The sequence below is a fragment of the Lentibacillus sp. CBA3610 genome (assembly GCF_013373365.1).
GTDB lineage: Bacteria > Bacillota > Bacilli > Bacillales > Amphibacillaceae > Lentibacillus.
Genome location: NZ_CP035925.1, coordinates 3,325,186 through 3,348,556, shown reverse-complemented (window position 1 = coordinate 3,348,556; position 23,371 = coordinate 3,325,186). Strand labels below are relative to the sequence as shown.

General features: G+C 44.3%; 22 protein-coding genes and 2 other annotated features. Of the genes, 1 reads left to right on the top strand and 21 read right to left on the bottom strand.

The features are described from left to right. Nucleotides 1-98 precede the first annotated feature (98 nt). The 9 genes from fusA to rplJ all read right to left on the bottom strand — a co-directional run bounded on the left by fusA (nucleotide 99) and on the right by rplJ (nucleotide 13,331). Nucleotides 99-2,177 carry an elongation factor G gene (fusA, locus tag Len3610_RS16450; protein WP_176448901.1) on the bottom strand — a complete coding sequence of 693 codons (2,079 nt, stop codon included), beginning with the start codon at nucleotides 2,175-2,177 and terminating at the stop codon, nucleotides 99-101. A gap of 42 nt (nucleotides 2,178-2,219) precedes the next feature. After that, nucleotides 2,220-2,690: a 30S ribosomal protein S7 gene (gene rpsG / locus Len3610_RS16445; protein WP_176448900.1), complete on the bottom strand. Its 471-nt coding sequence runs from the start codon at nucleotides 2,688-2,690 to the stop codon at nucleotides 2,220-2,222. A gap of 40 nt (nucleotides 2,691-2,730) precedes the next feature. Further along, entirely contained in the window at nucleotides 2,731-3,150 is a 420-nt protein-coding gene (gene rpsL / locus Len3610_RS16440) for a 30S ribosomal protein S12 (RefSeq protein ID WP_176448899.1), read from the bottom strand. A gap of 139 nt (nucleotides 3,151-3,289) precedes the next feature. After that, nucleotides 3,290-3,541 carry a ribosomal L7Ae/L30e/S12e/Gadd45 family protein gene (locus Len3610_RS16435; RefSeq protein ID WP_176448898.1) on the bottom strand — a complete coding sequence of 84 codons (252 nt, stop codon included), beginning with the start codon at nucleotides 3,539-3,541 and terminating at the stop codon, nucleotides 3,290-3,292. A 235-nt stretch (nucleotides 3,542-3,776) separates the two neighbouring features. Next, nucleotides 3,777-7,388 (bottom strand): DNA-directed RNA polymerase subunit beta', encoded by a 3,612-nt coding sequence (gene rpoC, locus Len3610_RS16430; protein ID WP_176448897.1) that lies wholly within the window; start codon nucleotides 7,386-7,388, stop codon nucleotides 3,777-3,779. 115 nt (nucleotides 7,389-7,503) lie between these two features. Continuing rightward, the gene (rpoB, locus tag Len3610_RS16425) at nucleotides 7,504-11,040 is read right to left on the bottom strand and encodes a DNA-directed RNA polymerase subunit beta (protein WP_176448896.1); all 3,537 of its coding nucleotides are present in this window, start codon (nucleotides 11,038-11,040) and stop codon (nucleotides 7,504-7,506) included. A 417-nt stretch (nucleotides 11,041-11,457) separates the two neighbouring features. Further along, the gene (locus tag Len3610_RS16420; RefSeq protein ID WP_176448895.1) at nucleotides 11,458-12,057 is read right to left on the bottom strand and encodes a class I SAM-dependent methyltransferase; all 600 of its coding nucleotides are present in this window, start codon (nucleotides 12,055-12,057) and stop codon (nucleotides 11,458-11,460) included. A 323-nt stretch (nucleotides 12,058-12,380) separates the two neighbouring features. Then, nucleotides 12,381-12,749, bottom strand: a complete 369-nt coding sequence (rplL, locus tag Len3610_RS16415; RefSeq protein WP_176448894.1) for a 50S ribosomal protein L7/L12 — start codon at nucleotides 12,747-12,749, stop codon at nucleotides 12,381-12,383. 75 nt (nucleotides 12,750-12,824) lie between these two features. After that, nucleotides 12,825-13,331, bottom strand: coding sequence for a 50S ribosomal protein L10 (gene rplJ / locus Len3610_RS16410; RefSeq protein ID WP_176449719.1), 507 nt, complete (start codon nucleotides 13,329-13,331; stop codon nucleotides 12,825-12,827). A 32-nt stretch (nucleotides 13,332-13,363) separates the two neighbouring features. After that, nucleotides 13,364-13,513: a sequence feature (ribosomal protein L10 leader region), on the bottom strand. On the opposite strand from rplJ, the gene Len3610_RS16405 reads away from it, so the two are divergent. Continuing rightward, a complete protein-coding gene (locus Len3610_RS16405) occupies nucleotides 13,404-13,544 on the top strand; it encodes a hypothetical protein (protein ID WP_176448893.1) in 141 nt (46 codons plus the stop codon). Its footprint overlaps the feature before it by 110 nt. 71 nt (nucleotides 13,545-13,615) lie before the next feature. Here the strand turns inward: Len3610_RS16405 and rplA are convergent, their stop codons facing one another. The 12 genes from rplA to gltX all read right to left on the bottom strand — a co-directional run bounded on the left by rplA (nucleotide 13,616) and on the right by gltX (nucleotide 23,341). Beyond that, entirely contained in the window at nucleotides 13,616-14,311 is a 696-nt protein-coding gene (gene rplA, locus Len3610_RS16400) for a 50S ribosomal protein L1 (protein WP_176448892.1), read from the bottom strand. 191 nt (nucleotides 14,312-14,502) lie between these two features. Further along, nucleotides 14,503-14,928 carry a 50S ribosomal protein L11 gene (gene rplK, locus Len3610_RS16395; protein ID WP_176448891.1) on the bottom strand — a complete coding sequence of 142 codons (426 nt, stop codon included), beginning with the start codon at nucleotides 14,926-14,928 and terminating at the stop codon, nucleotides 14,503-14,505. An 836-nt stretch (nucleotides 14,929-15,764) separates the two neighbouring features. Then, nucleotides 15,765-16,298 carry a transcription termination/antitermination protein NusG gene (gene nusG, locus Len3610_RS16390; protein ID WP_176448890.1) on the bottom strand — a complete coding sequence of 178 codons (534 nt, stop codon included), beginning with the start codon at nucleotides 16,296-16,298 and terminating at the stop codon, nucleotides 15,765-15,767. A 246-nt stretch (nucleotides 16,299-16,544) separates the two neighbouring features. Then, on the bottom strand, nucleotides 16,545-16,721 hold the full coding sequence (gene secE, locus Len3610_RS16385) for a preprotein translocase subunit SecE (protein ID WP_176448889.1): 177 nt from the start codon (nucleotides 16,719-16,721) through the stop codon (nucleotides 16,545-16,547). 34 nt (nucleotides 16,722-16,755) lie between these two features. Next, nucleotides 16,756-16,905, bottom strand: coding sequence for a 50S ribosomal protein L33 (rpmG, locus tag Len3610_RS16380; RefSeq protein ID WP_176448888.1), 150 nt, complete (start codon nucleotides 16,903-16,905; stop codon nucleotides 16,756-16,758). Nucleotides 16,906-16,973: 68 nt separating this feature from the next. Continuing rightward, nucleotides 16,974-17,627, bottom strand: coding sequence for an RNA polymerase sporulation sigma factor SigH (gene sigH, locus Len3610_RS16375; protein WP_176448887.1), 654 nt, complete (start codon nucleotides 17,625-17,627; stop codon nucleotides 16,974-16,976). 119 nt (nucleotides 17,628-17,746) lie between these two features. Continuing rightward, entirely contained in the window at nucleotides 17,747-18,256 is a 510-nt protein-coding gene (locus tag Len3610_RS16370; protein WP_176448886.1) for an NYN domain-containing protein, read from the bottom strand. A gap of 2 nt (nucleotides 18,257-18,258) precedes the next feature. Then, a complete protein-coding gene (rlmB, locus tag Len3610_RS16365) occupies nucleotides 18,259-19,002 on the bottom strand; it encodes a 23S rRNA (guanosine(2251)-2'-O)-methyltransferase RlmB (protein ID WP_176448885.1) in 744 nt (247 codons plus the stop codon). 2 nt (nucleotides 19,003-19,004) lie between these two features. Beyond that, nucleotides 19,005-19,403, bottom strand: coding sequence for a Mini-ribonuclease 3 (locus tag Len3610_RS16360; protein ID WP_176448884.1), 399 nt, complete (start codon nucleotides 19,401-19,403; stop codon nucleotides 19,005-19,007). Next, on the bottom strand, nucleotides 19,393-20,805 hold the full coding sequence (cysS, locus tag Len3610_RS16355; RefSeq protein WP_176448883.1) for a cysteine--tRNA ligase: 1,413 nt from the start codon (nucleotides 20,803-20,805) through the stop codon (nucleotides 19,393-19,395). The genes Len3610_RS16360 and cysS overlap by 11 nt, the downstream gene beginning before the upstream one ends. Beyond that, the gene (gene epsC / locus Len3610_RS16350; RefSeq protein WP_176448882.1) at nucleotides 20,786-21,454 is read right to left on the bottom strand and encodes a serine O-acetyltransferase EpsC; all 669 of its coding nucleotides are present in this window, start codon (nucleotides 21,452-21,454) and stop codon (nucleotides 20,786-20,788) included. Before epsC ends, cysS begins: the two co-directional genes overlap by 20 nt. A gap of 112 nt (nucleotides 21,455-21,566) precedes the next feature. Then, nucleotides 21,567-21,784 (bottom strand) — a binding site (T-box leader). A gap of 87 nt (nucleotides 21,785-21,871) precedes the next feature. After that, nucleotides 21,872-23,341 carry a glutamate--tRNA ligase gene (gene gltX, locus Len3610_RS16345; protein ID WP_176448881.1) on the bottom strand — a complete coding sequence of 490 codons (1,470 nt, stop codon included), beginning with the start codon at nucleotides 23,339-23,341 and terminating at the stop codon, nucleotides 21,872-21,874. Nucleotides 23,342-23,371: the final 30 nt, after the last annotated feature.

The window sequence follows — 23,371 nt, the reverse complement described above, 5'->3', positions numbered from 1 at the left end:
GAAATTATTTTTAAGTTTATTGACAGGCAAGAATAAACCGTTAAAGTCTATTCTTAGCCTTCAATAAAAGTTATACGTCAGATTAAGGAAAAAATCAATTATTCTCCTGCATTTTTCTTGATAATTTCTTCAGAGATGCTTTTAGGCACTTCTTCATAATGATCAAAATGCATGGTGAAGGTTCCACGTCCTTGCGTGTTAGAACGTAAGGATGTTGCATAACCAAACATTTCGGCCAGCGGCACAAACGCCTTGACAAGTTGTGCCGGTCCGCGTGGTTCCATACCTTCTACACGACCACGGCGTGATGTCACATCACCCATGATATCACCCATGTATTCTTCAGGAATAATTATATCTACTCTCATCATCGGCTCAAGCAGAACCGGTTTACATTTCGCTTTGGCTTCCCTGAGTGACATTGAGCCAGCTATTTTGAAAGCCATTTCGTTTGAGTCGACATCGTGGTAGGTTCCGTCAAATAACGTTGCCTTAACATCAATAAGCGGATAACCCGCTAATACACCACTTTCCATTGATTCCTGAATACCTGCATCAACAGATGGGATATATTCACGCGGTACAACACCACCGACAATTTTATTCTCGAATTCGTAGCCTGCACCTTCATCATTTGGTTCAAACCTAACCCAAACGTGACCGTATTGTCCACGTCCACCGGATTGACGGATAAATTTCCCTTCAACCTCAGCAGATTCACGGAATGTTTCACGGTAAGCCACTTGTGGTGCGCCAACCTGTGCTTCGACTTTGAACTCAGCCTTCAGACGATTAACAATAACATCCAGGTGCAATTCACCCATACCAGAGATGATAGTCTGACCGGTTTCTTCATCGGTTTCCGTCTTGAATGTAGGGTCTTCTTCTGCCAGTTTGCCCAATGCAATAGCCATTTTATCCTGATCGGCTTTTGTTTTAGGTTCAATGGCAACAGAGATAACCGGGTCTGGAAAGTCCATGGACTCAAGAATGACAAGATCCTTTTCATCACATAGGGTTTCCCCGGTCGACGTATCTTTCAGACCTACACCCGCTGCAATTTCACCGGCATGGACCGTCTTGATTTCCTCGCGGGAATTGGCGTGCATTTGCAGGATTCGTCCTACACGTTCCCGTTTATCTTTGGCGGAGTTTTTAACATATGAGCCCGCATCCAATGTGCCGGAGTATACCCGGAAGAATGTCAGTTTACCTACATACGGATCTGTCATAACTTTAAATGCCAATGCTGAAAAAGGCGCATTATCGTCAGACGGACGTGTTGTTTCCTCTTCCGTAACAGGGTCAAAACCTTCAATCGGTGGTACATCCGTTGGTGCCGGGAGATAGTCAATAACACCATCCAATACCAGTTGCACACCTTTGTTTTTAAATGCTGAACCGCAATATACCGGATAAAATTCAACATTCAATGTTGCTGTACGGATTGCTTTTTTCAGATCCTCTTCGGAAATTTCCTCTCCTTCGAGATACTGCATCATGAGGTCTTCATCAACTTCCGCTACAGCTTCAATCAATTCGCCGCGCAATTCTTCGGCCTTTGCTTTATAATCTTCAGGAATTTCACGGGCGTCTGCACGTGTTCCCAGTTCATCTTCGTAATAATAGGCCTGCATTGTGATCAGGTCAATAATACCTTCAAAATTATCTTCGGCGCCGATTGGCAGTTGAACGGCATGGGCGTTAGCACCAAGACGTTCTTTCAATGTGTTGGTTGAATACAAGAAGTCTGCACCAACTTTATCCATCTTGTTAACGAAGACAATTCGCGGTACACCGTATGTTGTCGCCTGACGCCATACTGTTTCTGTCTGCGGCTCGACACCTGATTGGGCATCAAGTACTGTCACCGCACCGTCAAGAACACGCAAAGAACGTTCAACTTCAACTGTGAAATCCACGTGTCCCGGTGTATCAATAATGTTTATACGGTGATTTTTCCATTGGGCAGTGGTTGCAGCAGAAGTAATCGTTATACCGCGATCCTGTTCCTGCTCCATCCAATCCATCTGAGAAGCACCTTCATGGGTTTCACCAATTTTGTGAATACGTCCTGTATAGAAAAGAATACGCTCGGTAGTAGTGGTTTTTCCTGCATCAATGTGAGCCATAATACCAATGTTACGCGTCTTTTCCAAGGAGAACTCTCTAGCCATGTATTCTTCTCCTTTCTCTTGAAAGCTTGTATTTTAATATAATTACCAGCGATAGTGGGCAAAAGCTTTGTTTGCCTCGGCCATCTTGTGTAATTCCTCACGTCTTTTAACAGACGCTCCGGTATTATTCGAAGCATCAAGAATTTCGTTGGCAAGACGCTCTTCCATCGTTTTTTCTCCGCGGAGACGTGAGTAGTTAACAATATAACGTAAGCCTAGTGCCTGGCGACGCTCAGGGCGGACCTCCATCGGTACCTGGTAGTTTGAGCCACCTACACGGCGTGCCCGAACTTCCAGGACAGGCATAACGTTTTTCATTGCTTGTTCAAAAACCTCCATTGCGTCCTGCCCGCTTCTTTCCGAAACCAGGGCAAATGCGTTATAGAGAATTTTTTGTGCTTTTCCCCGTCTTCCGTCAATCATAATCTGGTTGATTAAACGGGTGACTAATTTTGAATTGTAAAGCGGATCCGGCAATACATCTCGTTTTGGTACTGGACCTTTACGTGGCATATATTCCCCTCCTTTCGCAAAAATCTATTACATAAGCTTATTATTTTTTAGCTTTTGGTTTTTTAGTACCATATTTTGAACGGCCTTTTGCACGGCCTTCCACACCTGCAGTGTCCAGAGCACCACGCACAATGTGATAACGGACACCCGGCAGGTCTTTAACACGTCCGCCGCGAATCAACACAACACTGTGTTCCTGGAGATTGTGTCCAATTCCGGGAATATATGCCGTTACTTCCATATTATTGGACAAACGGACACGTGCATATTTACGCAGTGCAGAGTTCGGTTTCTTTGGTGTCAATGTACCAACCCGGGTGCAAACACCACGTTTTTGGGGCGCGTTTTCATTCGTGAATCGTTTCTTGAAACTATTGTATCCCTTGTTCAATGCAGGGGATTCAGCTCTTTTCGGTTTACTTACGCGACCTTTGCGTACAAGCTGATTAATTGTAGGCATTGTATTTTCCTCCTTTCTTAAAATAACTATTTCATACACGGATAACTATCCATTTTAATAGTTATCGTAATACCACATATCCAGGTGGTTCATTTTTTGTAAAAAAACAAAGCTTCCGCGAAAAGAATCGCCAAAACCTTTATTGTTTTACAGCAACAGCTGATGCACCAACATCAATACCGCAAGCGACACCGAGTTTTCTTTTCGAGTCCACACGGTGGCAGGGGACACCCGACTCATGAGCCAAGTATTCCACTTTTTGTGTGATTTGCCAGTCTGCATCATCAGCAATAAACACTTCACTTGCTGTACCGTGTTTGATTGCCTTAAGTGTTTGTTTCGTTCCGATTGCCAGCTCTGAACGAAACTGGGTCACTTTTTCATAAGACATCTGCATATCCTCCAAAGTAACAAATATAATCGGAAGCACCCTGAATATATTACCATCCGGAATATACATTGTCAATGTTATTTCAACTATTTTTTCGAGTGCTTCCGGTTTATCCCGCTTAAGCCGGCATGGCAATCATACGGGGGTTCCGGAAACTGCTGAAGTCCCCTCTGTCTTCCCGTATGATTGATACCAGCACATGAGTCATTGAAACGCCCTGCTGAACGGCGTCACTTTACTGTATCGCTTCAGTCTCCACAGGCTCTTCAACACTTTCTTCCGGTTCATCAACTTCTGTTTCAAGTTGTCGATAACGCTGTATTCCTGTACCAGCAGGAACCAATTTACCGATAATAACATTTTCCTTCAGTCCCAGCAATTCATCGCGCTTACCTTTAATGGCGGCATCTGTCAGGACACGTGTCGTTTCCTGGAAGGATGCGGCAGATAAGAATGAATCTGTTTCCAGTGATGCTTTTGTAATACCAAGCAATACCGGTTGGCCGATTGCGGGTTGTTTTCCTTCCTGCAATATATTCTGGTTTGCATCTCTGAACTGGTGAATTTCCAGTAATGATCCCGGAAGTTCATCCGTATCACCGGATTCGGCAACACGAACTTTGCGCATCATTTGCCGTACCATAACTTCTACGTGTTTATCTCCAATTTCAACACCTTGCATACGATATACTTTTTGGACTTCACGCAGCAGGTATTGCTGTACCCCTTCGATGCCTTGCACACGGAGGAGTTCTTTAGGATCAATAGAACCTTCTGTCAGTGCTTGGCCGGCAATTACTTCATCACCCTCGGATATTTTCATGCGTGCATTATAAGGTACAGGATATGCACGCTGTTCCACATCACCCTGGATGACGACTTCTTGTTTATCTTTCACTTCTTTTATTTCCTGAACAGTTCCGTGGATTTCACTGATCACGGACTGACCTTTTGGATTACGTGCTTCAAACAGCTCCTGGATACGCGGCAGACCTTGTGTGATATCATCACCTGCAACCCCGCCGGTATGGAAGGTACGCATCGTTAACTGTGTACCAGGCTCACCAATGGATTGTGCAGCAATAATACCGACTGCTTCGCCAACTTCCACCTCATCACCGGTAGCCAGATTACGGCCATAGCATTTTTTGCAGACGCCATGTTTTGTATTACATGTGAATGCAGATCGGATGATAACCTCTTCAATGCCTGCTTCGATGATTTGTTTTGCCTGATCTTCAGAAATAATTTCGTTCTTCGAGACCATGACGCTGCCGGTTTCAGGATGACTTACGTTTTCAAAGACTGTACGTCCGACTAAGCGGTCAAGCAACGGCTCAATCATTTCAGTGCCGTCTTTTAATGCTGAAACCGTCAAACCGCGATCTGTGCCACAGTCATCTTCACGAATAATGACATCCTGAGCCACATCAACAAGACGACGTGTCAAGTAGCCGGAGTCAGCCGTTTTCAGAGCTGTATCGGCAAGACCTTTACGGGCGCCGTGTGTTGAAATGAAGTACTCTAATACGGTCAGACCTTCACGGAAACTGGACTTGATCGGCAATTCCATAATTTCACCTGATGGATTAGCCATCAGTCCGCGCATTCCGGCTAACTGAGTGAAGTTGGATGCGTTACCCCTTGCCCCTGAGTCACTCATCATAAAGATCGGATTGCGTGCATCCAGTGATTCCATCAGGCGCTCCTGAATATCGTCTTTGGCTTGTGACCATATTGAGATAACCCTGTCATATCGCTCGTCATCCGTGATTAAACCACGTCTGAACTGTTTCGATACTTTATCCACTTGAGCTTGAGCGTCTTCCAGGATCTCTTCTTTCTCTTTCAGCACGACAATGTCAGAGACACCGACTGTCATACCTGCTTTTGTAGAGTACCTGAAGCCGAGGTCCTTCATGCGGTCAAGCATTTTGGACGTTTCGCTGATCTTGAACCGTTTAAATACTTCCGCGATGATATCCCCCAATATACCTTTTTTAAATGGAGAGACCAGTTCGCGCTCTTCCAGCTCTTCCTTAATATTCGTTGCCTTCTTAACAAAATATTTATCCGGTGTTTCCATTTCCAAATTATCATTGGTCGGCTCGTTAATATATGGAAAAGAATCCGGCAAAATCTCGTTAAAAATCAATTTACCGACTGTGGTCAATAGCATTTGATCTTGTTGTTCTGCAGTAAACGACTTTTTATTTAAGCTTGATGCCTTGATTCCAATACGTGAGTGTAAATGGACATAGCCATTCTGATAAGCCATCAGCGCTTCATCAGTATCCTTAAATCGGCTTCCTTCGCCAATTGCATTCTCGCGTTCCAATGTCAAATAATAGTTACCCAGAACCATATCCTGTGATGGTGTTACAACCGGCTTGCCATCTTTTGGATTAAGGATGTTCTGTGCAGCGAGCATCAGAACGCGTGCTTCGGCCTGAGCCTCTGCGGAAAGTGGTACGTGTACTGCCATTTGGTCGCCATCAAAGTCAGCGTTATAAGCCGTACATACCAGCGGATGCAGACGGATAGCACGACCCTCAACAAGGACTGGTTCGAACGCCTGGATACCCAAGCGGTGCAATGTCGGTGCACGGTTTAAGAGAACCGGATGTTCTTTGATGACTTCTTCCAGAACATCCCATACTTCGGGGTGTACCCGTTCAATTTTACGTTTGGCAGATTTGATGTTATGGGCAAATCCTTTCTCAACAAGGACCTTCATAATAAACGGTTTAAATAATTCCAGCGCCATTTCTTTCGGCAGTCCGCATTGATACATTTTCAGACTTGGACCAACAACGATAACAGAACGTCCGGAATAATCGACACGTTTACCAAGCAAGTTCTGACGGAAACGGCCTTGTTTTCCTTTCAGCATATGTGACAAAGACTTCAATGGGCGATTTCCCGGACCTGTCACCGGACGTCCACGGCGACCATTATCGATTAACGCATCAACTGATTCCTGCAGCATACGCTTTTCATTTTGAACAATGATACTTGGTGCGCCAAGATCCAGTAAACGTTTCAGGCGATTATTACGGTTAATGACGCGCCGATAAAGGTCGTTCAAGTCTGACGTCGCGAAACGTCCACCGTCAAGCTGTACCATTGGGCGAATTTCCGGTGGTATAACCGGCAGGACATCAAGAACCATCCAGGATGTGTCATTACCTGAATTCCGGAATGACTCTAATACTTCCAATCGTTTAATGGCCCGTGTTCTGCGCTGTCCTTGTGCTGTTTTCAGTTCTTCTTTTAAGCTATCAACTTCTTTTTCAAGATCGATATCCTGCAGAAGTTTGCGGATAGCCTCCGCTCCCATTTGAGCTTTAAATGTATTACCATATTTTTCGTAATAGGCACGGTATTCTTTTTCGGAAAGAAGCTGTTTCTTTTCTAACGGTGTATCACCCGTTTCGGTCACAATGTATGCGGCAAAGTAAATAACTTCTTCCAAAGCACGCGGTGACATATCCAATGCGAGGCCCATACGACTTGGAATCCCTTTGAAATACCAAATGTGTGATATAGGTGCCGCCAATTCAATATGACCCATACGTTCGCGGCGAACTTTAGCCTTTGTTACCTCAACCCCGCACCGGTCACATACAACGCCTTTATAGCGGACCCGTTTATATTTTCCGCAATGGCACTCCCAGTCCTTTTGCGGTCCAAATATCCGTTCGCAAAAAAGCCCGTCTTTTTCCGGTTTCAAAGTACGGTAGTTGATCGTCTCCGGTTTTTTAACTTCGCCATAAGACCATGAGCGAATTTTTTCTGATGATGCCAGCCCGATTTTCATATACTCAAAATTATTTACATCCAGCAAGGGCCTACCTCCCTTATTAATGTGCGAATTTACGGATCAGATGAAACCGGCGTCTCGTGTGATTTCATCTGATCCAACCATTGTTATCAGTCTGCTCCAAGCGTCATATATGCTGTTAACTTTCTTCAGTTTCCAGGTTTAACTTGCTTGCTGATTGTGTCTCTTCTTCCTCCAACTCGCGCATTTCAATCTCTGACTCATCACTGGAGAGCATTTTGACATCAAGTCCGAGACTTTGAAGTTCCTTAATCAGAACTTTAAACGATTCCGGTACGCCAGGCTCTGTTACATTATCACCTTTAACGATTGATTCATAGGCTTTAACACGACCTACAACATCGTCTGATTTGACTGTCAGAATTTCCTGGAGTGTATAGGCAGCACCATAAGCTTCGAGTGCCCAAACTTCCATTTCACCAAAACGCTGTCCGCCAAATTGTGCTTTACCGCCCAATGGCTGCTGGGTTACAAGTGAGTATGGACCAGTTGAGCGAGCGTGCAGCTTATCATCAACCATGTGTGCCAGTTTAATCATGTACATGACACCGACAGACACCCGGTTATCAAATGGCTCACCCGACCGGCCATCATAAAGAATTGATTTGGCATCCCGCGACATGCCTGCTTCCTGCAATGTTTCAAATACATCTTCTTCCGACGCGCCATCAAACACCGGTGTTGCCACGTGCAGTCCAAGCTCTCTGGCCGCCATGCCCAGATGAAGTTCAAACACCTGTCCGATGTTCATTCGTGATGGCACACCCAATGGGTTAAGCATCATGTCAATAGGTGTTCCATCAGGCAGGAATGGCATATCTTCTTCAGGTAAAATTTTGGAAATAACACCTTTGTTACCGTGTCTTCCCGCCATTTTATCCCCTTCTGAAATCTTCCGTTTCTGAACGATATATACCCGTACGAGCTGGTTCACACCTGGTGGCAGCTCATCCCCGTCTTCACGGTTGAAAACCTTGACTTCCAGTACAATGCCACCGGCGCCATGCGGAACTTTCAGGGATGTGTCGCGCACTTCCCGTGCCTTCTCACCAAAAATGGCATGGAGCAGCCGCTCTTCAGCTGATAGTTCAGTTACCCCTTTAGGTGTTACTTTGCCCACCAGAATATCGCCGTCTGTTACTTCGGCACCGATGCGGATAATGCCATTTTCATTAAGGTTCTTCAGAGCATCTTCACCGACGTTCGGGATATCCCGTGTGATCTCCTCTGGTCCGAGTTTTGTATCCCGGGCCTCTGATTCGTATTCCTCAATATGAATTGACGTAAAGTCATCATCTTTCACCATACGTTCACTCATGATGACCGCGTCTTCATAGTTATAGCCTTCCCACGCCATAAATCCGACCAATGCATTACGGCCCAGTGCCAATTCGCCATCTTCCATGGATGGACCGTCAGCGAGGATCTCACCCTTTGTCACACGATCTCCTTTCGAGACAATCGGGCGCTGGTTATAACAGGTTCCCTGATTGGAGCGGATATATTTCTGCATGCGATAAACATCCAGGTCGCCTTGCACTTCTTTACCGTCGACCTCAGAAATACGGCGGACGCGGACTTCTTTTGCTTCGACATGCTCAACGACGCCTTCATTCTGACAGATAATGGCAGCACCTGAATCCTTGCCGGACACATATTCCATGCCCGTTCCGACAATCGGTGCTTCAGGTTCCATCAATGGTACTGCCTGCCGCTGCATGTTCGCACCCATTAACGCACGGTTGGAGTCATCGTTTTCCAAAAACGGAATGCATGCCGTTGCGGCCGAAACAACCTGTTTTGGCGACACGTCCATGTAGTCGAGTTTTTCGCGTGGCACAACTGTGTTGTCACCGCGAAAACGTGCAATCACTTCTTCATCTGCGAAGGTGCCGTCTTCATTTAATCGGGCGTTAGCCTGCGCAACAATATAATTATCTTCTTCATCTGCAGTCAGGTAATCTGTTTCCCCTGTCACGCGTCCTGTTTCAGGGTCAACTCGGCGATAAGGTGTCTCGATGAACCCGAATGCATTAACTTTCGCATAACTGGATAACGAGTTAATCAGACCAATATTCGGCCCTTCCGGTGTCTCAATCGGACACATGCGACCGTAGTGGGAATAGTGAACGTCACGCACTTCAAACCCGGCACGTTCACGTGTTAATCCCCCGGGTCCAAGAGCAGAAAGGCGCCGCTTATGGGTCAATTCCCCTAACGGATTTGTCTGATCCATAAACTGTGATAGCTGCGAACTTCCAAAGAATTCTTTGATTGACGCAATAACAGGTCGTATATTAATCAACTGCTGTGGCGTGATACTTGATGTATCCTGAATTGACATACGTTCACGCACAACACGTTCCATGCGGGACAGCCCAATGCGGAATTGGTTCTGCATCAATTCTCCGACAGAACGCAGGCGGCGGTTGCCCAAATGGTCAATGTCATCCGTTCCGCCGACGCGATGCAGCAAATTAAAGAAATAGCTGAGCGACGAGATAATATCTGCCGGTGTAATATGCTTAACGTCATGGTCAACACCCGCATTGCCGATAACATCAAGCACCCGTTCACCATCAGGGTCTGTCGGATCAATGATTTTCACGGATTGCAGACGAATGGCATCATCCAAGACACCTTCATTAGGTTCAACGTGTTTTTCGCCCAGCATATCTTCCTGATTTTCCAGATAAGGAATAATTTTATTCAGCAATTTCCGTTCTAACTTATCGCCTTTTTGAGCCAGAACTTCTCCGGTTTCAGGATCAACCACAGGCTCAGCTAATACTTGATTGAACAGGCGGTTTTTAATATCCAATTTTTTATTCATTTTGTACCGGCCAACACGTGCCAAATCATAGCGTCTCGGGTCAAAGAAACGGGAAACCATCAGGCTTTTGGCATTTTCAACGGTTGGCGGTTCACCCGGTCTCAGGCGTTCATAAATTTCCAGCAGCGCTTTTTCGGTTGTTTCTGTGTTATCTTTTTCCAGGGTGTTTTTTAAGTACTCATTGTCGCCAATAAGGTCGATAATTTCCTGATCTGTACCAAATCCAAGTGCACGCAAAAGTACCGTTATCGGCAATTTACGTGTGCGGTCGATTCTTACGTATGCGACATCTTTGGCATCTGTCTCAAATTCAAGCCAAGCGCCTCGGTTTGGAATAACAGTTGCCGTGATACCACGTTTGCCATTTTTATCAAATTTCTCGCTGTAATAGACACTTGGCGAGCGCACAAGCTGTGAAACGATGACACGTTCAGCACCATTAATAATAAATGTGCCTGTATCGGTCATCAGCGGGAAGTCACCCATGAATACTTCCTGCTCTTTTACCTCACCGGTCTCATTATTAATCAGGCGAACCTTTACACGAAGCGGGGCATTATATGTGACATCCCGGTCTTTTGACTCTCCTACGGGATATTTAGGTTCCCCAAGACTGTAATCAATAAATTCCAGTGATAAGTTACCCGCAAAATCCTCAATCGGGGATATATCCTGGAACATCTCCCGCAAACCTTCCCTTAAAAACCAATCATAGGAAGCGGTTTGAATTTCGATTAGATTTGGCAGTTCCAACACTTCACTGATACGTGCATAGCTTCTGCGTTGGCGGTGCCGTCCATACTGAACTAGTTGACCTGTCAACAGCTTCACCCCTCAAATCAAGCATTTTTCATAGATTATTCACATACTGCTGCTGTGAAAAATGACTCATATATTTAGAAAAAACAAACTGATATACCATTTAAAATACCAGCTGTTTTAAATCCAATGACAGTATAGATGCAAAATAACAATAGCACACGTACTACTGTCTGAAAAATATATTTAAACAAATCCTGCAGTCAAACAACTGCAAACATTAACACTGATGAGAATCCTATCACACAAGGGGACCCAGACAAGTTTATCTGCAAAAAACCTGTCATTATTTTGTCGATTCTATTAGTGTCTCCGATTATCAGTGAATTATACATGTTATATATTGGGAAATTTCATCTTGACAAAGGAAGTCCCATCTTAGCATTTTACTATATTAACACAAGTATTGTATAAGGTCAATCATTTAATGGTCATCAGTAGATAATAACCTTTACTGCGGTCAACCACCTTAACATTTCCAAACAGACTTTTCAATTTTTTCATAGCAGATGGAGCCCCCTGCTTTTTTTGAATGACCACCCAAAAGCTGCCGTTTTCCTTTAAAGCATTCTGACTCTCCTCAAACATTTGATGAACAATCGTTTTACCGGCCCGGATAGGCGGATTGGCAAGAATGGCAGCAAAAGAGCGGCCCTCAAGATGATTGAACCGGTCGCCTGATGAAAATTCAACATTAGCGATTTCATTATAATGCGCATTTTTCCGGGCCAGCTCGATTGCCCGCTCGTTTATGTCTGCCATCACAACATTGCGGCTTTGATAACAATGCGCAACAGCCAGTCCGATTGGTCCATAGCCACAGCCGAGGTCGAGAAAGTCACCTGGAACAGATGGCTCTTCAAATTTTTCGATCAAAAAACGGGTTCCGTAATCCACTTCATTTTTGGAGAATACACCATGATCAGTCTCAAATGTGAAATTTTTGCCTCGCAGTTTGTATTGCCATGTCTTAGGTGAACGTTTGGATAGAGGATTTTGTGAAAAGTAATGATCAGACATTTGTGCACCTGCTTTGTGAGTAATATGAAAAGAACCTAATATATAGAAAGCCCGCCGCAATGCCGACGAGCTTTTTCCCGCATCTAACGGACAGTAACCCGCCCAAGAACGGCGGCTAACTGTCCATAAATGCCCGATTCTGTTCAACTAACATTCAGTGGGGAAAAGCGTCCCACTGAATGCAGTTTCACTTTATCCCGCATCTAACGGACAGTAACCCGCCCAAGAACGGCGGCTAACTGTCCATAAATGCCCGATTCTGTTCAACTAACATTCAGTGGGGAAAAGCGTCCCACTGAATGCAGTTTCACTTTATTGTCAAACTACTTAAGTTCTACAGTTGCACCTGCTTCTTCCAGTTGTCCTTTGATTTCTTCAGCTTCTTCTTTGGTAGCACCTTCTTTAACAGCTTTAGGAGCGTTATCTACCATTTCTTTTGCATCTTTAAGACCAAGACCGGTAATTTCACGAACTGCTTTAACGACTTTAATTTTTGAATCGCCAGCGTCCTGAAGTTCGACATCAAATTCAGTTTGTTCTTCAGCAGCTTCTCCGCCGCCTTCTCCGCCGCCTGCAACAGCAACCGGTGCTGCGGCAGTTACGCCAAATTCTTCTTCAATTGCTTTTACTAAATCATTTAATTCCAAAACAGACATTTCTTTAATCGCATCAATAATTTGCTGATTATCCATTGTTATTCCTCCATTTTATCATTTTAAGTGGTTGTTCTTTAATTATCCGCATCGCCGGGGTATCCATCGATTAATTTATGCACCTTGTTCTTCCTGTTTATCTGCAATAGCTTTTGCAGCGTATGCAAAGTTCCGTACAGGTGCTTGCAATACGCTAAGCAGCATCGATACCATGCCTTCGTAATTTGGCAGGTCCGCCAGCTCTTTGATTTGTTCAAGCGTTGCAATTTCACCTTCAATGACGCCGCCTTTAATTTCCAATGCATCATGCTCTTTGGCAAAGTTATTCAAAATTTTAGCCGGTGCCACCACATCATCATTACTGAATGCCACTGCAGTCGGCCCAACCAATGTATCGGAAAGCTCACCTAACTCTACAGCTTCAACTGCCCGGCGTGTCATCGTATTCTTATAGACTTTAAATTCGATGTTCGCTTCACGCAGTTGTTTACGCAATTCATTTACTTCAGCAACATCAAGACCGCGATAATCTACAAGCACCGTTGATTGGCTGTTGCGAAATTTATCAGCAATGTCCTGAACATGCTGCCTTTTTTGCTCAACAATATTGCTATTGGCCATCATTCCACCTCCTATTGATGTTTCATCATACCGTTCCTATTAATAAAGCCTCCATAGAGACATGGAGGCTTCATGACAAATGACAACCCGGTTGCGGGCTTAGTAATCATTAATCAAACACCTCGGCAGGAAATTAAGCAATACCTTGCACCTGCTGTCTACGGTATAACGTATTCATCTTATGACTCAAATCATTATACCCGATTGTCCTGAATAAGTCAACCGGAAAACTTAACCAACGCGTTACATCCGGCCATACGCATTAATCGGGTACTTCATGCTCCTTAGTTGCGATAAGGTGAAACATCCACTCTTATGCCAGGTCCCATTGTGGAAGTGATTGAAGCATTACGCATGTAGACACCTTTTGATGCCTGTGGTTTTGCTTTAACAAGCGTATCCGCAATAGCCTCAAAGTTCTCAACTAATTTTTCATTATCAAATGAGATTTTTCCAAGCGGAACATGAATATTTGCGGATTTATCAACACGGTATTCCACTTTACCAGCTTTAATCTCGTTAACGGCTTTTTCAATCTCGAATGTCACGGTACCTGTCTTAGGGTTAGGCATTAGCCCTTTGGGTCCTAAAACACGGCCAAGTTTACCAACTTCGGCCATCATGTCCGGTGTCGCAACAACGACATCAAAATCAAACCAGCCTTGATTGATTCTGTTGATAAGGTCTTGCTCGCCTACATAATCTGCTCCGGCGTTTTCAGCTTCTGTTGCCTTTTCGCCTTTCGCAAATACCAATACGCGCTGTGTTTTTCCCGTTCCGTGCGGTAACACAAAAGCACCGCGAATCTGCTGGTCAGCTTTCTTAGGGTCAACACCCAGACGGAAAGCAGCTTCAACTGTTTCATCAAAGTTAGCCTTTGCGGTTTCCTTCAATAAAGCAACTGCTTCTTCGGCATCATATGCTTTTGAACGATCAACAAGCTGGGCAGCTTCTTGATATTTTTTACTTCTTTTTGCCATTTTGTTTCCTCCTCAGGTTGTGGTTTATAGCGGTAAGACCTCCCACTCGAAAAATGCTGTAAGCGTCATTCAAAGTCATGGCCATGACTCGGCCATTCTGTTTGAACACAAAGCCCATACATTTTTCATGAAAAAAGTTGCGAACATGGAATCCATTAACGCAACCTGTATTCATTAATGTTCAAATCACATTAGTCTTCAATCGAAATACCCATGCTGCGTGCGGTTCCTTCAACCATACGTTCAGCAGCATCCAGGTCAGCCGCATCCAGGTCAGGCATTTTTGTTTCTGCAATTTCCCGTACTTGATCACGTTTAACGGATGCAATTTTGTTACGGTTTGGTTCACCTGATGCCGTTTCAATTCCTGCTGCCTTTTTCAATAATACAGCGGCAGGCGGGGTTTTCGTAATAAATGTAAATGAACGGTCTTCAAAAACCGTAATTTCAACAGGAATAATCATGCCGGCCTGATCCTGCGTTTCTGCGTTAAATTCCTTGCAGAAGCCCATGATATTAACACCAGCTTGCCCCAACGCAGGTCCCACTGGCGGTGCCGGGTTTGCTTTTCCAGCTTCAATCTGCAATTTAACAACTTTAATAACTTTTTTAGCCACGAGACACACCTCCTTAAAGTCCGTGATGTGGTAATAGGGTGATACCCCTCCCACTCAGGCATTACCAATCCCCGCTCATTCCGGAGACGTAAATAACAAAAGAATTTTAGCATGTATTATGAAATTATGCAAGGATTGGATTGAAATTTTAGGCTCTTTTCGTGAATTTTGATGCTTTTTAACTTCATAGTTGAGATAGACTGCGACACACTGAAAAAAAGTGTGTGCAATGATACCGCTCCGGAAATACGCTCCGCGCCCCTTAGGGTGCCCCGTGAGCCTCCTCGGGCATTCGGTGTGCTCGTCGTGTTGCAAGTGTGTTCGGTGAAGCAGCACTCCTCACAACTCGTAGCGGACTCGGTGGATGTATCGCTCGTCCCTGTGGGGTCTCACGTTGGTCACTGTTCCCGCAGGAGTCTCCGCGTATTTCCTCCGCTGGTATTGACGTTCGTTCTGCATTTTGAATGTTGAAACTCAAAATAAAGTGTCTAGTGGGCTTTTTCTCACTAGGATAGAACAGAACACTGAGCTGCGGAAAAATGCGACACTCCTGCGGGAAAGGAACAGTCTGAAGACCCCGCAGCGGGCGCTAAGGAACAAAGGCTAAGAACGCCACGTCCTGTGGCAACGCCTTTGTGACCAACATCGTGTTGGCCCGCGAGCGAGTAGGCTGAAGCGTTCCCCGCGGAAAGGGAGTATTTTTCCGCAGCGATGAACTAGCACTCAGGCCCCGGTAGAATGGGATAAAGATTTTCCGATAGTTACGTCGCACTTTATGAATTTTGCTGCCTGGAATCAGAAAATAATCGGCAAAATGACAGTCGTTTCACTTTTTCCTATAATTTTTCAATTTGCGGGAATTCCAGTTCAACCGGGGTTTCACGGCCGAACATATTCACATGAACCTTTACTTTCTGTTTATCTGCGTCAATGTGTTCAATTGTACCTGTAAATCCGCTGAATGGTCCGTCTGTCACCTGCACATTCTCTTTTAATTCAAAATCAATTTGCGGTGTCTTATCTGCTATGCCCATGCGTTTTAATACAGAATCGACCTCATCAGGCAACAGCGGGGTGGGTTTTGTCCCGTGGCCGCTTGATCCCACGAATCCGGTCACTCCAGGCGTATTACGCACGACATACCACGAATCATCCGTCATGATCATTTCTGCCAGAACATAGCCGGGGAAAAATTTCTTTTTAACGACTTTTTTCTTGCCGTTTTTAATTTCCGTTTCTTCGTCTTCCGGAACAAGCACGCGGAAGATTTTATCCTCCATATCCATTGTTTCCACGCGTTTTTGCAGATTTGTTTGCACCTTATTTTCATAACCTGAATAAGTATGAATGGCATACCAGTTTTTTTCCATGTGAACAGGACAAATTGTCTTGCCCTTCCCTCCCTTATTTTAAAACTTGATACTGAAGATGCATTGATACCTAAAGCCGCTTTCCAAAAGATTGTTTTTATAGTACCTTACCAGCAACAAACTTTGCGAAACCAGCCGTTCAAAAATCATCCCATATTAAAAAACCCGACAAGCCCGGGTTTTTGGTCAAAAATATATCATATTCCATTATAGCATAATTATATCCTATTTATTCAATAATTGCGGTTAAAAAAATAAATTTAAGATTTGTGAAATACCAAGATCGACAATGGCAAAAAACACTGCTACAAAAGCTACTGTTGTCAATACAGTGATGGTGTAACTTGTTAATTCACGACCTTTTGGCCAGCTGACCTTCTTCATCTCTCTTGAAACATTCTTGAAGAATTTAACAATTTTCACTGCTTGTCCCCTCCACTCTGCCAAAGAATGCCTGTTACTTTGTCTCACGGTGGCATGTATGCCTGCCACATGTTTTGCAATATTTCCGCACTTCCAACCGCTCTGGCTGCTTGGCCTGATTGTTACTTGTCGTATAATTTCGGCTTGCACATATTGTACATGCCAGAACGACCTTCTTATTCACCGTATCACCCCATCAAAGGGTTTTTCACTCACACTAATGTAGCATGCAACTAATGATGTGTCAACGGCTCATGGTGCCCCTGTTTCGTTTGTTTCAAGCAGCTGTTCCAGTTTTCGTTTTATACGCTGCAAGGCATTATCAATCGATTTAACATGACGCTTTAACTTGACTGAAATTTCCTGATAGGTACATCCGTCCATATATAAACGCAGCACTTCTTTTTCCAAACTGCTCAGCAATTCCGCTAATTTCCCTTCCATATCAAAAAATTTCTCTCTATTAAGAAGCAATTCCTGAGGATCAAAAGATTGTGATCCGCCTATGACATCTAATAGCGTACGGTCAGATTCCTCATCATAAATTGGTTTATCGAGTGATACATACGAATTAAGCGGTGTATGCTTTTGCCTTGTAGCGGTTTTAATGGCGGTAATAATCTGCCTGGTGACACACAGTTCGGCAAATGCTTTAAACGAGGAGAGCTTGTCCCCGTCATAATCACGAATTGCCTTATAGAGTCCAATCATACCCTCCTGGATTATATCCTCTTTATCAGCACCAATGATAAAGTATGTTCGCGCTTTTGCCCGCACATAATTAATATATTTATGTATTAAAAAATCCAGTGCATGACTATTTCCCTGATGAATAAAACGAATAATGTCATCATCATCAAGCAATTCAAAGCTTCGATTATCTGCCTCTGCCAGCTTGACACTCACCTGAAAAGACCCCCCGACTACACTGCAGTCAATTTAACGGTATTATACAGTAAGCGTTTCCTAATAGTCAACATAGAGCCCGAAAAGCAGGACCGCCCCTGTACACCTGAACGAAAGGTTCATGTGTCCCCCCGCCGCCACTTTTCAAACTTTTCCAAAACATGCTCGTCCAACGGAATCTTTGTTTGCGGCTTGACTTTCTTATGCTGTTCGACTTGCTGCTCAATCTCCCTATCAATATCTTTCAATTCAATATAAAGTTCCCGTGCAGATATCCTTAGTGCGCCCCGGCTGAAAATTGTCCGTTGTTCCGCATAATCTGAGGTTGCCACATAAACTTGATTGATCACATTTTTCAAGCCTTTAACAATCCGTTCAATACATTCATCAGCTGTTTCCTTTTCTTTGGTATAAATAATTTCAACTTGATATTCCTTCAGTTTGCTTTCAATGCCTTTTACATAATAGGCATCAAATACCACAATCACACGCATACCGGTATATGCCTGGTATTCAGCCAGGAGTTCAATCAAGCGGTCACGAGCCTGTCCAATGCTTGATTGTTTTATTCGCTTTAATTCATCCCACGCCCCTATAATATTGTAGCCATCAACCACTAGAACATTCATAGCTATTCACCAGCCGGAAACCTTTTGCGATATACCTCATACATCAACAAACTGCAGGCTACAGACGCATTCAGAGATGAAACATGACCCCGCATTGGGAGGCTGAGGGTCCAATCACATTTATCTTTTACCAATCTGCTTATCCCTTTACCTTCATTGCCAATCACAAGTGCGATCGGCAATGTGCCATCAAGCGACCGGTAATCCTCGGACCCATCCGCTTCCGTTCCAACAACCCAAACATGACGATCTTTTAATTCATCAATTGTACTTGCAAGGTTGGTCACACGGGCGACCGGAATGTGTTCCAAAGCCCCTGCAGCCGTTTTGGCTACCGCTCCTGTTAAACCAACTGACCGCCGTTTGGGGATAATCACGCCGTGGGCTCCTGCAGCATCCGCGCTTCGCAGGATCGACCCTAAATTATGCGGATCTTCCAGCTGGTCCAGGACAATAAAAAAGGGAGCTTCATGTCTGTTTTCTGCTTTCGCAAACAAATCTTCAAGTGAAGCATAGGTATAGGAGGCAACATAGGCAACAACACCCTGATGGTTTCCGGATGACAGTTTATCAAGCTTCGTCTTGGGCGTTTTTTGTAAAATCGTTCCGGCATTTCTGCTTAATCGCTGAAGCTTTCCGGATAAGGATTTATTCAAATGCTCGGATACAAATACTTTATTGACTGGTCTGCCTGATTCCAGCGCTTCTATAACGGGATTCTTTCCGATAATTATTTCTTGATCCATTGTTACGTCTTCCTCCCTTCGACGAACGCCACAGCCGCCCGCATCAGTTCAGTTAACCGTTCCTGATTTCCCAGCAAATGGTGGTAGCCGATCAGTGCTTCAAAAGCTGTGCTGTAACGATACGTCTGGACACTTGTGTTTTTGGGGATGGTCCCGGATTTCGCATTGCGGCCCCGGGCAACGATTCCTTCTTCTTCATGGCTCAAATAGTCCATCTCCAGCCAATGCAGAATAATAGCTGCTTGTGCTTTTCCTGAAACAAATGTAACAGCTTCCTTATGCAGCTGGTTCGGTTTCACATTGCCGATTCTCAACAGATGTTCCCTCACATGAACTTCATAAACAGCATCCCCCATATACGCAAGTGCCAGACTTTTCATCTGTTTCACATCAAGACTCATTGTCCGCTCGTTTCCACCGAGTGCCTTGAGGTGTATCTTCCAGGATAATTTTTTTCTCCTTTAGACGATCACGTATTTCATCTGCCCGGTTAAAATTGCGGTTCTTTCTCGCTTCAACCCGCTCCCTGATCAAATCCTCGATTTCTTCATCCAGCAGTTCCTCCTCCTGCTCGATCTGGATACCCAGCACATTAAGTATGGAATCAATACTTTCCTGAAATGACTCGATAACCTGTGTCGATGTTTGCTTTTCCTCGAGGTAGCGATTGGCTTCTTTTGTCAATTCGAATAAAACCGAAATCGCATTCGCTGTATTTAAGTCGTCATCCATCGCGTCTTCAAATTGTCGCTTTAGTTCATTTATCGTTTCCAGCCATTCTTCAGATGTCCTCTCAAGGTTCATACTTGCCTTCTTGCGGTGCTCCAGATTCATATAGGCATTTTTAATCCGATCAAGACTGTTTTTGGCGCCTTGCAGCAGTTCCTCGGTAAAATTGATTGGATTACGGTAATGAACACTCAGCATGAAAAATCGGATGACTTGCGGGTCGTGCATAGCTATAATATCTTTCGTCAGGACAAAATTGCCAAGTGATTTGGACATTTTTTCATTGTCAATATTAATATAGCCGTTATGCATCCAGTAATTAGCAAACGACTGTTCATTCATCGCTTCCGATTGGGCAATTTCGTTTTCGTGGTGCGGGAAGGTTAAATCCTGTCCGCCCGCATGGATATCAATGGTATCACCGAGATATTTCCTGACCATTGCGGAACATTCGATATGCCAGCCCGGACGTCCTTCTCCCCATGGTGAACCCCATGCAATTTCACCATCTTTCGCTTGTTTCCATAAAGCAAAATCAAGCGGGTCTTCCTTTTTCTCACCAACTTGAATACGTGCACCGGACCGTAATTCGTCAATCGATTGGTGCGATAATTTCCCGTATCCATCAAACGAACGCGGCTTGAAATAGACATCACCGTCGACTTCATAGGCATACCCTTTATCGATCAAATTGTCTATAAATTCTATGATGTCATCCATCGTTTCCGTAACACGCGGATTATAGGTGGCCTTCTTGACGCCAAGCGCTCCTATGTCGTCCAAATATGCATCAATAAAGCGATTGGCCACATCAGGAACTTCCTCACCCAGCTCATTGGCCGCTTTTATAATCTTGTCGTCAACATCGGTAAAGTTTAGTACATAGTCAACCTGGTAGCCTTTATACTCGAAGTAGCGTCTGACCGTATCAAAGACGATGGCAGGGCGGGCGTTGCCGATATGAATATAATTATAGACCGTTGGGCCGCATACATACATGCTTACTTTGCCTTCTTCAAGTGGTTTAAACGCTTCTTTTTCCTGTGTCAGTGTATTATAGATCGTGATTGCCATCCTGTTTCACTTCCTTTAACTTTTCAATTTCCTCTTTAAGCATATCAATTTCCTGCTGCAAATGTTCACAGCGGTCAGCAACAGGATCAGGGAGTTTATAGTGATCAAGATTTTTGCGTATTTTTTCGCCGTTTTGAACAACAACCTTACCCGGCACACCTACAACCGTTGAGTGTTCGGGTATATCTTTTAACACAACCGACTGGGCGCCAACTTTGGAACTGTTGCCGATCGTAATATTCCCCAATACTTTGGCACCAGTCGTAATCATGGCATTGTCTTTCACGGTTGGGTGACGTTTTCCTTTCTCTTTACCGGTCCCGCCAAGAGTCACACCCTGAAATAAAGTAACATTGTCACCTATTTCACATGTTTCACCGATGACAACCCCCATGCCGTGATCGATAAAGAGTTTCCTGCCGATTTGTGCACCCGGGTGAATCTCGATACCGGTAAAAAAACGGCTGATTTGTGAAATCGAACGTGCTATAAAAAACATACGGCGGTTAAAGAAAAAATGTGCAACGCGATGTGACCATATCGCGTGTAATCCGGAATAAGTCAGGAACACTTCGATATAAGAGCGAGCTGCCGGGTCCTGTTCAAAAACAACATCCATATCCTCTTTCATTCGCTTAAAAAACCCCATTGTGATGTTTTCCTCCCCTCTTCGTTTTATAGCGATAAGTCCAAAAGCATTTAGGTCATCATTTTAAAAACTATCCTCATATAAAAAAATAAGCGTCTCTGTGTAATCATTACACAGAGACGCTTATGACGTGGTTCCACTCTGTTTGAAGAAATTTACTTTCTCCCAACTTATACTCTGTTAACGGTTGAGTACCGCCGTTATATACTCGGCTTCCATAACGGGCTCCAAGGTGCATTTCAAAAACGGTGCTTAGAATCACTCTCAGCCGGTGATGATTCTCTCTGAATAAGCAGGGCGCCTCCTACTTCTCCTTGTCAATGCTCCATATTGAAGTTGCAACTGAAATTGAGTTGTTTACTGAAAACGTGTTGATTGTGTTATCACTATATTACATTTAACAGCAAATGTGAATTATTAAGCTCCAAGCTGTTTTAACAAATTGTCCAGACGCGACAATACCGTTTCTTTGCCCAGGAGTTCAATCGCCATAGGCAGTTCCGGTCCGTGAGCCTGCCCGGTCGTTGCAACACGAATAGGCATGAACAGCTTTTTCCCGCGGTGACCTGTTTCCTTTTGTGTCGCTTTGATTTGCTGCTTAATGGTATCTTTATCAAAGCTGTCCAAGTGAATTAATTTATCAGTTAAGACTTGTAAAATTTCCGGTACCTGCTCTTGCTGCAGCACATCCATGGCACCTTCATCATAACTTATGGATTCATTGAAGAACAACTCTGTCAATTCAACAATCTCTGCTCCGTACCGTAATTGTTCCTGATACAACGCAATGATTTTCTCGGCCCATTCCCTTGTTGCTGCATCCATATTGTCAGGCAATTTGCCTGCTTCAATCAGATGCGGCATGGCCAGTTCAATAACTCTTTCAGTTTCGGTATTTTTAATGTATTCGTTATTCATCCACTTCAGTTTGTGCTGGTCAAAAATGGCTGGCGATGTCGACAAGCGATCAGGGTCAAAAATCTCGATTAATTTATCCTGGCTGAAAATTTCCTCCTCACCAACCGGCGACCAGCCAAGCAGTGTTATAAAATTAAACAATGCTTCAGGCAAATAACCTAAATTACGATATTGCTCAATGAATTGCAAAATATGCTCGTCCCGTTTGCTGAGCTTTTTGCGCTCTTCATTCAGAATCAATGTCATATGGCCAAAGTTCGGCGGCTCCCAGCCAAAGGCCTCATAAACCATCATCTGTTTTGGCGTGTTTGAAATATGCTCCTCTCCGCGCAGAACATCCGTGATTCCCATCAAGTGGTCATCAACCGAGACAGCAAAGTTATACGTCGGCGTCCCATTTTTCTTAACGATGACCCAGTCCCCAAAATCACTCGATTCAAATGTGATATTTCCCCGTACAATATCACGGAAGGTATACGTCTTATTATCAGGGACGCGCATGCGGATGCTTGGCTTGCGTCCTTCCTGTTCAAACGCCCCGATTTCTTCCGATGTCAAATGACGATGAGCACCGGAGTATTTTGGAACTTGTCCCTTAGCACGCTGCTCTTGTCGTTCCTGCTCCAATTCCTCTTCGGTCATATAGCATTTATAAGCCAAACCTCTTTCAAGCAGCTCATCCACATACTCCCGGTAGATGTCCAGCCGCTCCATCTGGCGGTATGGTCCATAATCGCCGCCAACATCAGCACCTTCATCCCACTCAATGCCGAGCCATTTTAAATACATCATTTGACTTTCTTCGCCACCGGCAACATTCCGCTTATCATCGGTATCTTCCACCCGGATAATAAACTTTCCATCAAAATGTTTCGCATATAAATAATTAAATAACGCTGTACGTGCGTTCCCGATGTGCAATTGCCCCGTCGGACTCGGTGCATAACGTACACGAACCTGATCTGTCATGGATGGTGCCCCTTTCTTTATATCATTCAC